The 13833-nt window shown below is 54.0% G+C and carries 13 protein-coding genes; 1 reads left to right on the forward strand and 12 read right to left on the reverse strand.

The features are described from left to right. Nucleotides 1-142: 142 nt before the first annotated feature. Both ACM6I6_RS12765 and ACM6I6_RS12770 read right to left on the reverse strand, forming a co-directional pair. On the reverse strand, nucleotides 143-994 hold the full coding sequence (locus tag ACM6I6_RS12765) for an urea carboxylase-associated family protein (protein ID WP_274074973.1): 852 nt from the start codon (nucleotides 992-994) through the stop codon (nucleotides 143-145). Nucleotides 995-1009: 15 nt separating this feature from the next. Then, nucleotides 1010-1663, reverse strand: coding sequence for a GntR family transcriptional regulator (locus ACM6I6_RS12770; protein WP_414919984.1), 654 nt, complete (start codon nucleotides 1661-1663; stop codon nucleotides 1010-1012). A gap of 174 nt (nucleotides 1664-1837) precedes the next feature. Between ACM6I6_RS12770 and ACM6I6_RS12775 the strand changes: the two genes are divergently transcribed. Beyond that, on the forward strand, nucleotides 1838-2410 hold the full coding sequence (locus tag ACM6I6_RS12775) for a TetR/AcrR family transcriptional regulator (RefSeq protein WP_414919985.1): 573 nt from the start codon (nucleotides 1838-1840) through the stop codon (nucleotides 2408-2410). Here ACM6I6_RS12775 and fabF read toward each other — a convergent pair. The 10 genes from fabF to ACM6I6_RS12825 form a co-directional block, all read right to left on the reverse strand. After that, on the reverse strand, nucleotides 2391-3665 hold the full coding sequence (gene fabF, locus ACM6I6_RS12780) for a beta-ketoacyl-ACP synthase II (protein WP_414919986.1): 1275 nt from the start codon (nucleotides 3663-3665) through the stop codon (nucleotides 2391-2393). The two genes, ACM6I6_RS12775 and fabF, sit on opposite strands and share 20 nt — an antisense overlap. 31 nt (nucleotides 3666-3696) lie before the next feature. Next, a complete protein-coding gene (locus ACM6I6_RS12785) occupies nucleotides 3697-4491 on the reverse strand; it encodes an SDR family NAD(P)-dependent oxidoreductase (RefSeq protein ID WP_274074969.1) in 795 nt (264 codons plus the stop codon). Between the two features lie 206 nt (nucleotides 4492-4697). Next, complete coding sequence (locus ACM6I6_RS12790) at nucleotides 4698-5033, reverse strand: ComEA family DNA-binding protein (protein ID WP_274074968.1); 336 nt, start codon at nucleotides 5031-5033, stop codon at nucleotides 4698-4700. A gap of 112 nt (nucleotides 5034-5145) precedes the next feature. Beyond that, complete coding sequence (locus ACM6I6_RS12795) at nucleotides 5146-7140, reverse strand: nucleoside-diphosphate sugar epimerase/dehydratase (protein WP_323627790.1); 1995 nt, start codon at nucleotides 7138-7140, stop codon at nucleotides 5146-5148. Nucleotides 7141-7254: 114 nt separating this feature from the next. Continuing rightward, on the reverse strand, nucleotides 7255-8298 hold the full coding sequence (locus ACM6I6_RS12800) for an MraY family glycosyltransferase (protein ID WP_406591358.1): 1044 nt from the start codon (nucleotides 8296-8298) through the stop codon (nucleotides 7255-7257). A gap of 24 nt (nucleotides 8299-8322) precedes the next feature. Beyond that, on the reverse strand, nucleotides 8323-9258 hold the full coding sequence (locus ACM6I6_RS12805; protein ID WP_406591357.1) for an NAD-dependent epimerase/dehydratase family protein: 936 nt from the start codon (nucleotides 9256-9258) through the stop codon (nucleotides 8323-8325). After that, nucleotides 9255-10457: a glycosyltransferase family 4 protein gene (locus ACM6I6_RS12810; protein WP_406591356.1), complete on the reverse strand. Its 1203-nt coding sequence runs from the start codon at nucleotides 10455-10457 to the stop codon at nucleotides 9255-9257. Before ACM6I6_RS12810 ends, ACM6I6_RS12805 begins: the two co-directional genes overlap by 4 nt. Before the next feature lie 18 nt (nucleotides 10458-10475). Next, entirely contained in the window at nucleotides 10476-11606 is a 1131-nt protein-coding gene (gene wecB / locus ACM6I6_RS12815) for a non-hydrolyzing UDP-N-acetylglucosamine 2-epimerase (protein WP_406591355.1), read from the reverse strand. Nucleotides 11607-11673: 67 nt separating this feature from the next. Then, the gene (gene wbjC, locus ACM6I6_RS12820; protein WP_323627796.1) at nucleotides 11674-12792 is read right to left on the reverse strand and encodes a UDP-2-acetamido-2,6-beta-L-arabino-hexul-4-ose reductase; all 1119 of its coding nucleotides are present in this window, start codon (nucleotides 12790-12792) and stop codon (nucleotides 11674-11676) included. A gap of 4 nt (nucleotides 12793-12796) precedes the next feature. Further along, nucleotides 12797-13831 (reverse strand): polysaccharide biosynthesis protein, encoded by a 1035-nt coding sequence (locus ACM6I6_RS12825; protein WP_323627813.1) that lies wholly within the window; start codon nucleotides 13829-13831, stop codon nucleotides 12797-12799. Nucleotides 13832-13833 lie beyond the last annotated feature (2 nt).

The raw sequence follows: 13833 nt of genomic DNA on the forward strand, positions 1-13833 counted from the left end.
GGCGCCCTCAAGTTCGCCCAATCACTCACGACCGTACCCGATCTATTGTGGGAGCCGGCCTGCCGGCGATGGTCGTTCAACGATAAAGCGTGTTAACTGGCTCACCCCGGCGCTCTTGCGTTTTTTGCTGGCAAGCCAGCACCTACACCTCCCAATCCGCCTTCGCAATCTGCAACCCATGCAACCCCTTGTACGCCGCACGCTCCGGCTGGCTCCACCCCTCGAGCAACGCATCATCCAGGCGATAGACCTCCACCCCCAGCGGCCGGCATACACTCAGCGGATCCTGCGCATCCGGCCCCCACATGGCCAGCGACAGATCGCCACCCGGACAGGTCGACAATGCACACAGCAAATCGATCTCGGCGAAAAACTCCAGGTAATCGCCCTTCTGCGCCGGGCAGGCCTTCATGAAGTACATGTCATCGTGGTTCAGCCCCGTGCACTGGAAGATGTTCAACACGTCATGCACGTCGAATTCAGTCAGGCCGTGGGGCAGTACCGCGCGGGTCAGGTTGGAATGACAGTGATGATGGAAGTCCTCGCCGGTGAGCATTTTGTTCACATAGGGATCACAGCGGGTACCCAGCAAGTCGTGCAGGCGGCCGCCATGTTCATCGATACCATAAGCGGCGAGGCTGTCATCGGTAATGGTCACCAGCGGCCGCAAAAAAGGCAGGTTCGACCAGAGCCTGTCGTGAGTGCTGACGTGCGCGCCCTGCAACTGCCGGGTCCGCGCCGCCCACAAGCGTTCGCGCGGATCGTTGGCGTTCCACACATTGAAGTCCCCCACTTGCGGCCCGACCGGCGTGGTGACACGAAACACATGCCCGGCCGGGACCGTCCAGGCACGACCGGTGCGAATCGGCACTTCGAACGACTCGATCAAGGTGCGCCCGTCCTTCGCGTCGCGAACCCGCTCGTAGAAGGCCTTGTCCACCTGCAAGGCCGAGCCTTTGCTGACTTGATAGGCCGCCGGATAGTCTTTGTACATGGCACAGATCCTCGATCAGTGATGGGAAGCAGGGGCAAGCATTTGCAACAGCAAGTGTTCGGAATCGTCGAGATACAGGTTCATGGCATCTGCGGCCCCTCGCTTGTCACCCTCGGCGAGCAGCTCATGGATCTGCCTATCGCGAGCCAGCCAGGGCGCCTGAAAACGTGATTCATCGGGGGCGGTGCAGAACACCAGGCGTAACTGCGCGACCACGTTGGTGAAAAACTCATCAAATAACGGACTGCGCAACAGCCCGACGATATGTTGGTGAAAGGCCAGGCCATGGGTCCCGACGGCGCGCCAGTCCTCGCGGTCCCGGGCCAGCTCGGTAGCCTCCAGGGCTTGGAGCATGCGATCGGACCGAGACTCGCACAGGGGCCGGATTGAACCGATTGCCTGCAATTCGAGCGTACGACGAACCTGGAACAGGTCCCGCACATCCTCGATCCCCAACCGGCGCACCATCACACCCTTGTTGCGCACATAGCGAGTCAGCCCCTCCTGCCCCAAGCGATGCAGGGCCTCGCGAATGGTATTGCGCGAAGCGTTGTAGGCTGCCACCAGATCGTTTTCCACCAAGGCCATGCCGGGCAGCAAGCGTCCACCAATGATGTCGGCGCGCAACTCCAGGGTGATGTGATCGGCCAATGACAGTCCGCTGCTCATACCCGTTACCTCGGATTGTTCAACAATCGATGAGGAAGAAATAATCACTATTCGTGCCATATTCCATTGGCGTTTCAATCAAGTTCGACGCATCTGCATGCTTTTTAGAAATAGAAGTACAGTCACCATCCAATTTTCATTGGTTAATATGGCGCATTGATGTGGAGATATCAGATGCGTTACTCGCAGGACCATAAAGCCCAGACCCACAAACGCATCATCAAGGAAGCTTCCGTACGCTTTCGCCGCGACGGCATCGGCGCCACCGGCCTGCAGCCCCTGATGAAAGCGCTGGGCTTAACCCACGGTGGCTTTTATTCACAATTCAAATCCAAGGACGAGCTGGTGGAAAAAGCCTTGCAGGCTGCCGGGGATGAAGTGGACGTCCGGTGCGCCGAGCTGTTCGCCCAGGACCGGCCCTTGGAGGCGTTCATCAACGCCTACCTCTCTGAATGGCACCAAACCTCGCCCCACGAAGGCTGCCCGCTGCCGACCATGTCTTCGGAACTCGGCATGCGCGGCCAGCCGAGCCCCACTTCAGACGTGGTGCTCCATGCACGACTACGCCAGATTGAAAGTACGCTGCAAGGCGAAAACACCGAGCACCGCAGCATCGTTATCATGTCCACGTTGATCGGCGCGCTGCTGCTTTCGCGCAGCGTCGAGAATCCCGAGCTGGCCGCCGAGATCCTCGAGGTGACTCGTAGCTATCTCAATCGATCCGGCACTAGCCAGCCCAGCGTTTGAACAGCACGCTGGCGTTGACCCCGCCAAAGCCGAAACCGTTGGACAGCGCGTACTCGATCGCCATCGGCCGAGCCTGGCCATGGACAATGTCCACGCCCTCGGAGGCCGGATCCGGGTTATCGAGATTGAGGGTCGCCGGCACGATCTGATCGCGGATCGCCAGCAGCGTGAAAATGGCTTCGATACCGCCGGCGGCACCGAGTAAATGCCCGGTGGCCGACTTAGTCGATGTCACCGCAATGCCGTGGTTCGAACCGAACAATGACTTGATGGCTGCCAACTCTCCCAAGTCGCCTACCGGCGTAGAGGTCGCGTGCGCATTCAGGTGCTGAACCTGCTCAGGCAAAATCCCCGCCTGTGCCAATGCCAGTGACATCGCCCGGCGTGCGCCACTGCCATCCTCAGGCCCCGCGGTCAGGTGATAGGCGTCAGCACTGGTGCCATAACCGACCACTTCTGCCAGGGGTTGAGCACCCCGGGCCAAGGCATGTTCCAGGGATTCGACTACCAGAAGGCCAGACCCCTCGCCCATGACAAAACCATCGCGATCGCTGTCGAACGGCCGCGAGGCGCGCTCCGGGGTGTCGTTGAACGCGCTGGACAAGGCACGCGCCGCCGCAAAACCTGCCAGGCTGACCCGATCGATCGCCGCCTCCGCGCCGCCACACACGGCAACATCCGCCTCACCGCAACGTATCAACCGCACCGCATCGCCAATCGCCTGGACTCCGGCTGCACAAGCCGTGACCGGCGCCCCCAACGGACCCTTGAACCCATGCTGGATCGACACATGACCCGCCGCCAGATTCACCAGGAACGAAGGAATGGTAAACGGCGACAAACGTCGCGGCCCACGGCTGTCCGTGGTGCGCACCGCATCGGCGATCGCCCCGAAACCACCAACACCGGAACCGATAATGGTTGCCGTGCGTTCCTGGGCCTCGCCTGTTTGCGCCTGCCAACCCGCCTGTTCGATGGCCTGGCGCGCCGCCTCCATGGCAAACAGAATGAACCGGTCCATCTTCTTCTGTTCCTTGGGCGGTGTTGCCCGATCCGGGTCAAAACCCGCCTCCGGATCCTCCGCCAGGGTCGGCACGGCCCCACCGACACTGGTCGGCAGATCGGCCACCACCTCGCCAGGCAAAGTGCGCAACCCCGAACGCCCGGCCAACAACCGCGCCCAGACCGCTTCGACACCGCTACCCAGCGGAGACACCAGCCCCATGCCTGTCACTACCACTCGACGATCACTCATACCACAACCACCTCATACCGGTTCGCCCGCGTCATTTGTAACGCGCGGCAGCCTTGCTTTTGGAAAGGTTAGGCGCCATGACGAGACGCGCCGCCACAAATGCATCCCAGTCGCCAGCATTCGGCAAGGACGGAATGGTCACCAACTCACCCTGATCCAGACCCGCCAGGGCTGCATCGACCATCTCGCCCGCCTCCATGACCATCTCCGCCGGAATCTGCGAAGCATCGATACCCGAACGCTCCCAGATCTCGGTACGCGTCACCCCTGGCAATACAGCCTGGACCTTGACGCCGGTGCCGTCGAGCTCTGCGTTCAACGACTGGGTCAGACTCAACACATAAGCCTTGCTCGCGCTGTATGTCGCATTGAAACGCTCAGGAAACAACGCCACCACCGATGCAATGTTGATGATCGTGCCCCGCCCCGCCTTGGCAAAACCCGCCGCCGCAGCCGACGCCAAACGCGTGACCGCCGTGATATTCAACTGAATCATGCGCTCCAGCTGGTCCAGATCAGCATTGGCCAACAACCCATCCGCCGCCACCCCCGCATTGTTCAACAACAAGCTGATACTCGAATCACTGCGCAGACGCTGCTCAAGCTTCAGCACGTCATCCTTCTGCGTCAAATCCGCCTTGAGCACCTCGACCTGCACACCATGGGCGTCGCGCAACGCATTCGCCGCCGCCTCAAGCCGCTCCTGATCACGGGCGACCAACAACAAATCAAAACCACGCGCCGCCAGGCGCTGCGCGTAGATAGCGCCGATACCGGAAGAGGCGCCGGTGACGAGGGCGGTGCCTTGGGACTGAAGGGAAGACATGAGGATGCTCCTGGGAGATGCCAGAGGAATGGACAGGCGTCAGATCTCAGCACGCCTGGGCGGAAAGCCTATTTATTATATGCATAATTTATTTGCAGTATGATAGTCGTAATTTTTTCAGCACTGACGAAAGGCAAAACCCTGCAGCTATCGCCAGAAAGCAAAAAGGCCGGTCAATGACCGGCCTCCAAGGCTGAGTGACAAGCTTAGTTCACCTGAAGCTTCTCGCGATTTTTATCCAGAAGGGCCTTGCCGATACCCTTGACTTCGAGCAACTCGTCGACGGATGCAAACGGACCATTACTTTCACGATACGCAACAATCGCCAGAGCCTTGGCCTCCCCCACACCGGACAACTCACGCTGCAAGGTCGGCGCATCGGCCTTGTTGAGGTCCACCTTTGCGGATTGCGCACCCGCCGAAGCCTCCATTGCCACCGGAGCCTTGGACGCCTCCGACTTGGCCGCAGGCGCAGCGTTAGCAGGGATAGATAGACTGGTGAGCAGGGCAAAAACCAGGGAATAGAAATAGCCTGTACGCATAAATGACGCTCCATGACATCGATTGAGGAAGCAGCTTTTCCGCAGCTGCTTCCTCAAGTTAGGCGATGTGGGGAGGGTGTCAAAAATGTGTCTGTTGCGGGATGTGAGACAATCAGGGTTCGAGGCGACGTTGCTGGTAGATCCAGTCGACGATTTCGCCGTCGGGGGTATAGCCACTGACTGTTTCTCTTAATAGTTGGCGAACTTGCGAATAATCATCACGTTCAACAGCCGCCAGTAATTCCCCCAGCTTGAGTTTAAGCACGTCCCAACTGAGATAGTCCTCAGTAGCAGTCATAATCATGGGGTGCGGTGTTGCGGCAACGTTATCGCCAATCAGCAACTCTTCGTAAAGCTTTTCACCTGGTCGCAACCCCGTGAACTCTATGGAAATATCGCCATGCTGGTTTTTTTCCGAACGCACACTGAAACCGGAAAGATGAATCATTTTCTCGGCAAGATCTACAATTTTGACCGGCTCCCCCATATCCAGAACAAATACATCCCCTCCCTGCCCCATCGAACCCGCTTGAATCACCAACTGCGCGGCTTCGGGAATCGTCATGAAGTAACGAGTGATTTTTGGATGGGTAACGGTCAACGGCCCACCCGATTTGATCTGTTTATGAAAAAGCGGAATGACTGATCCGGAAGAACCGAGCACGTTGCCAAAGCGGACCATGGTAAAGCGGGTTTTATTTACACGAGAAACATTGGTCTTGTCACCAAACATCACGGGGGCCACTTCCCGACTCAACGCCTGCAGCGTCAGTTCCGCCAGGCGCTTGGTACTACCCATGACATTTGTGGGTCGAACAGCTTTGTCGGTTGAGATCAGCACGAAGTTCGAAACGCCAGCCTGGAGCGCCGCCTGTGCGGTATTCAACGTACCGATCACATTGTTCCACACGCCTTCGGCGATATTGTGTTCGACCATCGGGACATGCTTGTAAGCAGCAGCATGATATACCGTGTCCACATGCCAAGTTTTCATTACGTCCAGCAACTTGTCCTGGTTACGCACCGAACCGAGGATCGGAATCAAGCGCACCGTTAGTGACTCACGTGCGACGCGGTGCTCCAGTTCTGACAGGATGCTGTACAGATTGAACTCGCTATGCTCATACAACAAAAGTGTAGTTGGTTTCAAAATCAGAATCTGGCGGCACAGTTCGGAGCCGATAGATCCCCCGGCCCCCGTCACAATAACCGACAGGTCTTTGATGCAATGCTCCAGCAGATCTCCCTGTGCCGGTACCGCATCCCGGCCAAGCAGATCTGCGATATCGACTTCCTGAATGTCATCAACCTTGACCCGACCACTGGCCAGATCCATGAAACCGGGAACGCTGCGGACATGCAGTGGAAATCTTTCCAGAAAGCCGAGAATCTCACGCCGACGCCCGCGATTCACGGATGGTACAGCGAGCAGTATCTCTTGCGCGCCCGTAACATCGATCATGCGTTGAATGTGCTTGGGCTTGTAAACCTGTAATCCGGAGATCACGCGGTCGGCGATACTTTTATCATCGTCGATAAAAGCGACAGGGCGCATGGCGCGGCCCATACGCAGAGCGGCGACCAGTTGGTTGCCGGCGGCACCTGCGCCATAAATAGCGACGCGCGGCAAGCCGTCGTCACGACTGGTGAAAGGAACGTGCTGCGCGGCTGTAAACCAGTCACCCAGAAAAAACTGGCGCATGGCAAGACGCAACCCGCCCACCATGATCAGACTGAGCCACCAGTAGTTGAAAATGACTGAGCGGGGCACTACAAACTGGTGATTGCTATACCAATACACAACCATCCCGAGAATCAACGCGGACAGACTGACGGCCTTGATTATCGCAATCAGGGCATCGTTACCAAAGTAACGCATCACAGCCCGATACATTCCAAAGCGAATGAAAAGTGGAATTGCGACTACGGGAGCGGCCGCGAACAACCAAAAATGCTGGGTAAACGGATTGATCATCTCGTCAATACCCAAGCGTACGATGAATGACATCCACAAGGCGGCCCAGACGAGCAAGCAGTCAGTGATGACTTGCAAGATACGCTTGCGTCTACGCGGAAGGCTTAACAAATATGCCCGAACATTATCCATAAAACCCCTTTCGCACTCCTGAAAAGCTTCAAGCGCTGGATACCTGAAAACAGAAATCCATTATTTAAACACCTGGACAGCTCTAATGACGTTGTCAATGAGGTGAAATACACCTCAAATCGCCTTTTCCAATTCGCCCGCGCGGTATCTGACAGCGAGTAGAACGAGCGGAACATAAGCGATCAGCAGGCCGAGCAGGCCATCCAAGCCCCATACTCCAACACACAGGGCTACCGGAAGCAGCCAAAACAGGTTGATCAGCAAAACACCCACTGTAACCGGCAAATGGCGGCCGACGCTTCTCGAAGCGAATTGGTAAGCATGGCTGCGATGCGCCTCATAAACCTTATCGCCACGCATTAAACGTCGCAACAAGGTGAATGTAGCATCGACAATAAATACGCCAAGCAGAATCAACCACACCCATAAAAATTGTGGTGCATTGGAGGATGCCTGGAGGGAGAAAATGCCCAGTATGATACCCAGGAAGCCACTGCCCGCGTCCCCCATGAAAATTCGGGCAGGCGGAAAATTCCAACAGAGGAACCCGAGCACCGCGGCGGCGAGCAGCAAGGGAGCCCAGACCAGAGCCTCGAAACCGGTAAGCCAGTAAATCAGGCAAGCACCAACGCTTGCGGTTACGGCCTCAACCCCCGCGATCCCGTCGATTCCGTCCATGAAGTTGTACAGGTTAAGCATCCAGACCAAATAGAAAGCGGCAATGACATGACCTATCCAACCGAAATCGATCGTCATTCCGAACATGCTGACCGGCGCTAGGCCTCCAAGCCAGAACAATGCCCAGATCGCGCCGATGAAATGAGCCAATAGCCGCCAGCGAGCTGCAATATGGCCATGATCGTCAAGAAAACCGATCACCGCAATCCAGGCGCCAGCGCCAATCAATCCCAACGCGTGTGACCAGCTCACCAGTCCGGCCAAGGCGAGAAACGGCATGACGAGCAAAAAACAAACGACGATTGCAACGCCGCCGCCACGAGGCGTAGGAATTGAATGTGAGCTGCGCCCATTTGGAACATCGATAAGACTGTTTTTCAATGCGTAAACACGCAAGGCTCCAGTCAAGCCGAGTGATAAAATAATCACTACAGGAAAAAAGAACCAGAAATATTCAGTTAGAAAATGTGCATTTATCATTATAAGAACACCGTACACAAAAAATTAGAGGGCCTTGAAATCCCGACCTGAATCTGTCAATGCCTGCTGAGGAGAGACGACAGGGACCCAACCCAATGTTGATTGTGCTTTCGAAGAGTCAATTACCAGCGAACAACAAAGCTGTGTATAGATCGCACGCCGCCCCAGTAGAGTAGCCCCGGCCAACAGCAAAAACTGGGGCACAGCTATGAGACGAGCTTTTTTATTCATACCCTTGGCTAGCAGCCTGACTATCTCGCCGGTGGAAAGATCAACACCATCGGAAACAAGAAACAGACCATTGGCGGCTTGTGGATGCGTCACGCAGACGCGGATGAAATCGACCAGGTTATCCAGGGCAATCATGCTACGTCGATTATTTATAGCCGCAAAAGGTAAAGGGAGCCCTGATGAGACTATCTTCAGTAATCGCCTGAAGTTACCAGGCGCTTGCCCCGCATACACCAGAGGAGGCCTTATTATCACCAGCTCCATTGAAGACCCCCGACACAACGCATCGAGTTTTTGCTCAGCCGTTAACTTTGATTCGGCATAATCTGCATGAGGTGCCGCCGGAGAAGATTCGTTGAATGCAGCCTCGGTCGTCGACGAACCATTGACACCAATTGAGCTGATAAAGATGAATCTTTTGACATTGCAGGCAAGTGCCTGCTCTGCCAGCCGCAGCGTCCCCTCCACATTCGTCCGCTTGAAACCCTCCAGGGCTACGTCCCTAGACTCCCCTAAATTGTGAGCTTTACCAGCCAAATGAATCACAACATCGACGTCGGTCAATAGTGGAACCCAGTCCGCGGTGGCACTTAAGGCAGGTGAGGTAACAAATTCAGCGCCAGACCCGGCGCTGCGCGAACAACAAATCAGCTGATCGTATTCAGAGCGAAGTACGCTCGCCAAGCGTCGCCCGACAAATCCATTGGCGCCAGTAATGAGAACTTTCATACCTTGTTCTTTCCAATGAGATTAGCGACATTTGCGTAGAACTTGTTCAACGCGATATCCTCAGCGTAACTCTCACGAAAGACAGCCAGCGAGCATCCGCTCAAGGCTGCAAGATCTGAGTTGCAGATTGTCGCTATCACGTCGGCCAAGGCACGCGGGTCTGCTGGCTTGCACTGCCACCCCACGCCGTTTTCACGAATCATTAGGGATATCTCGGCATCATCATCCATAACCGCCAAAAGAGGTTTGTCCGCGGCAAGAGAAAAATAGGCCTTGCTGGGTACACCCAAACCGAGCATTCCTTTCTCCAGGGTAATCAGAGCTACATCACCTGCGGCAAGCCCCTGATTTTTGTCCTTCAACGGAATAGAGCCCGCATAGGCAACATTTTTCTGAGGATTGCTTTTAACAAACTCTTTTACCTTCGCAACGAGCGCACCGTCCCCTATAAAGATGAACGCAGCGCGATCATCCTCGACGAGCGCAATGGAGTCGAGAATATTTTCAATGCCCTGCAGACGACCGATGTTTCCGAAGAACTGAAATACAACTTTTTCCTGCCATCCCAACTCTTTCAAAAAAGGGGCGCTGTGACGAGGTAGAGGATAGACCTCTTTTTCATCTGCCCAATTTGGCACAAATGCGACTTTTGCTGAATCCTTTACCTTAAGTCTGACCAATTCCTGCATATCGCGACCAATAACAATCAACAACTCTGCGGAGTTATAAATACTCGAAAACAGTCGATTGATGATGGGATAAATGGTACTGGTGGGTTTAATTATACCAGCAGGTACCAAATTTTCAGGAAACACATCATGAACCAGCACCCCCCATTTGAAGCCTTTGATGAACTTCAAAAGGGGGATAACCATCAAAAGCAGTGCCGGATTAGTCCCGGTCAGCACAACATCGTTTTTCCTGACATGCCGGAGAACATGCCAACAAAAACCTGCCACTTGGCAAAGTTGACCTACCAACCTGAACAAAAGTTTGTTTTTATTAAACTTCGGTGATGTGAATGCCACTTCTTTAATTTTGGGGCTCGAAAAAAATTCTGAGCACTTATCCGCGCGCGGATAAATGACTGTCACGCTCCCCAGTTCAGCCCCAATCTTATTTACGATTTTTGACCAAAAAAAACCGGTAGAATTTTGCTCAGCACCCACATATTCCGAAACAATAAAAACCTTTACCATTAATACGTCTCGCCCTGATCAGTATTTTTTCCAAACGACACGCATAACATAGTCACGATAACTATGAATGATCCGGACTACTTTTTCCGAAACGTTAGGCATGCTGTAGTCTTGCACAAGGCGGAAAGTTCGCTGATCGCCACGAGCCTGCGCCTGCAACAAGTGCAACCCCTGCATTACGCGATCAACCTCCAGCCCCACCATCATAACGGCCGCCTCCTCCATACCCTCAGGACGCTCATGGGCCTCCCTGATATTCAAGGCTGGGAAGTTCAGAATAGAGGATTCTTCGTTGATGGTGCCGCTATCGGAAAGAACAGCCTTTGATTCTAGTTGCAGCTTGTTGTAATCCTTGAAGCCCAACGGCTTGAGCAAGCGCACGTTTGCATGGAACTTCACGCCCATGGCATCTACACGTTTCTGTGTCCGGGGGTGAGTCGAAACAATAACCGGGAGCCCAAAAACCTCCGCCGTCTGATTAAGCACATCGACCAGCTTCAGGAAGTTCTTATCGGAATCAATATTCTCTTCGCGGTGAGCGCTCACCACGAAAAACTTTCCAGGCTCAAGATTCAAACGCTGCAAAACATCCGACGCATCTATGCCTTCCCGATAATGGTTAAGTACTTCAAACATCGGGCTGCCTGTTTTAATTACCATGTCCGGAGACAGGCCTTCACGCAACAAGTAATCGCGAGCAATCGTACTATACGTGAGGTTGATATCAGCCGTGTGATCGACAATACGACGGTTGATTTCTTCGGGGACACGCATATCGAAGCAGCGGTTGCCAGCTTCCATGTGGAACGTGGGGATTTTGCGGCGCTTGGCCGGAATGACCGCCATGCAGCTGTTGGTGTCCCCGAGCACCAGAAGCGCTTCAGGCTGGACCTCGCCAAGCACTCGATCGACACTGATAATCACGTTGCCGATGGTTTCCGCACCGGTAGAACCCGCAGCGTTAAGAAAGTGATCAGGCTTACGAATGCCGAGATCCTGAAAGAAAATTTCATTCAGTTCGTAATCGTAATTTTGCCCAGTGTGTACCAAAACATGATCGCAATCTCTGTCCAAGGCAGCCATGACACGGGATAGTCGAATGATTTCAGGACGGGTACCCACTACGGTTACGACTTTCAATTTCTTCATTTTTTAACGTCACATTTTAATTGGTGATGAAAACGACCGACAACTCTCGTTGGCGAAATCCTGCTTCTTATGCTTCAGAGACTATTGGTCGCGCATAAGTGTCTGGTGCTTCGCGGTCGAAAATCTCGTTGGCCCAAAGCATCACGATCATTTCCTCGGTCCCGACGTTGGTAATATCATGTGTCCATCCAGGAACCGTTTCCACGATCTCGGGTTGATCTCCAGTCGTAAACAGCTCGTAAAACTCATCGGAAATCACATTACGGAAACGAAAGCACGCAGATCCCTTGATCACCAAAAATTTTTCAGTTTTTGTGTGATGATAATGCCCACCACGAGTAATACCTGGGTGCGCAGTAAAGTAAGAAAACTGTCCGCTATCTCCCGTTTTCAGCATTTCTACAAACACGCCGCGGGCATCCCCGTACTTGGGCACCTGGTAGGTAAAGCGATCAGGGGTCAGATAACTGACATAGGTTGAGTAGAGCGCCCGAATCAGGCCAGTACCCACAGACTCAGTGATCAACGTATCGCGGCTGTCGCGAAACGCTTGCACCTGTCGCGCCAACTCTCCAACGGCAATACTGTATTGCGGCTGCACCTGCACAAATCGTTCGGAGGAGAACTTCCCGTCCATAACAGCAATGAAGGTGCGGATGACATCGTCGATGTAAACGAGATTAATGACAGCGCTCGGGTCATTAATCTGAATCGGCAAGCCGCGCGAAACATTGTGACAAAACGTGGCAACAGCAGAATTATAGTTTGGCTTCGCCCATTTACCAAACACGTTTGGCAACCTGAGTAAATACACGGACGAGCCGTGCTGCTTAGCCAACGCCTCCAACAACTCCTCAGCACCCCGCTTGCTATTACCGTAAGGGTTATCCAGTTCAGCCTGGCTGGAAGAGGTGTAGAGAACCGGAATACGCTTCCCGCTCGCAACGATCGCATCACATAGCGCGCGGGTCAGATCTGTATTGCCAGTCTTGAACTCCTCAGGGTCTTGCGGGCGATTCACACCTGCCAAGTGAAAAACAAAATCAATGTCCTTCACTAGTCCAGGGAGTTGCTCGATATCGTCCGCACGAGTAAAGCACCGGACTTCAATATCGTTACGCTCGCCAAGATGAACGATCAGATTCTTGCCTACAAAACCATTTGACCCTGTGATCAAGACTTTCATCACGTCACTCCTCTGGAGTCGCAAATTCACCACGCTGGATAGCGCGCATGAATTCAAGTTTCAGGAGGAGTTGCTTCATGCCTTCCACGTCCAGTCGCTGGGTATTGTGGGAGTTGTAATCTTCCATGCGAGAGATCTTCTCCTCACCCACCTCAACAAATTTTGCATAGTTCAAATCACGCAAGTCAGGCGGCACGCGGAAGTATTCACCGCGATCTTCTGCGCATGCCATTTCTTCTCGGCTAAGCAATGCCTCGTATAGCTTCTCACCATGGCGTGTGCCAATCACCTGAATCGGGTGTTCCGGCAGATTGAGCATTTGGGTCAATGCCTGGGCGAGCACTTCCACAGTCGCCGCCGGAGCCTTCTGCACGAACAAATCACCATTATTGCCATGCTCGAAGGCATACAACACCAGGTCAACCGCATCGGCCAGCGTCATCATGAAGCGGGTCATGTTCGGATCGGTAAGCGTCAGCGGCTTTCCGTCACGAATTTGCTGAATAAACAGGGGAATGACCGAACCTCGCGACGCCATCACGTTGCCATAACGCGTACCACAAATGACAGTTTTATCGTCATCTGCGCCGCGCGACTTGGCGACCATGACCTTTTCCATCATCGCCTTTGAAATACCCATGGCGTTGATTGGGTAAACAGCCTTGTCCGTGCTCAAACAAACAACGCGCTTAACGCCGTTCTGAATGGAGGCTTCGAGTACGTTTTCAGTACCCATGACATTGGTCTTGACTGCTTCCATTGGGTGGAATTCGCAAGAGGGAACTTGCTTTAGAGCGGCAGCGTGGAAAATATAATCAACACCGCGAGTGGCATTCAACACGCTTTGATAATCGCGTACATCGCCGATATAAAACTTGAGCTTGGAGTTTGCGTAATGCTTACGCATATCGTCCTGCTTTTTTTCATCTCGGCTGAAGATTCGAATCTCGGCAATATCGGTATCCAGGAAGCGTTTGAGTACAGCATTGCCGAAAGAGCCAGTACCGCCGGTGATTAACAGTTTTTTACCGCTGAAAATAG

This window comes from Pseudomonas sp. IT-P218, assembly GCF_949767605.1.
Taxonomy (GTDB): domain Bacteria; phylum Pseudomonadota; class Gammaproteobacteria; order Pseudomonadales; family Pseudomonadaceae; genus Aquipseudomonas; species Aquipseudomonas putida_AE.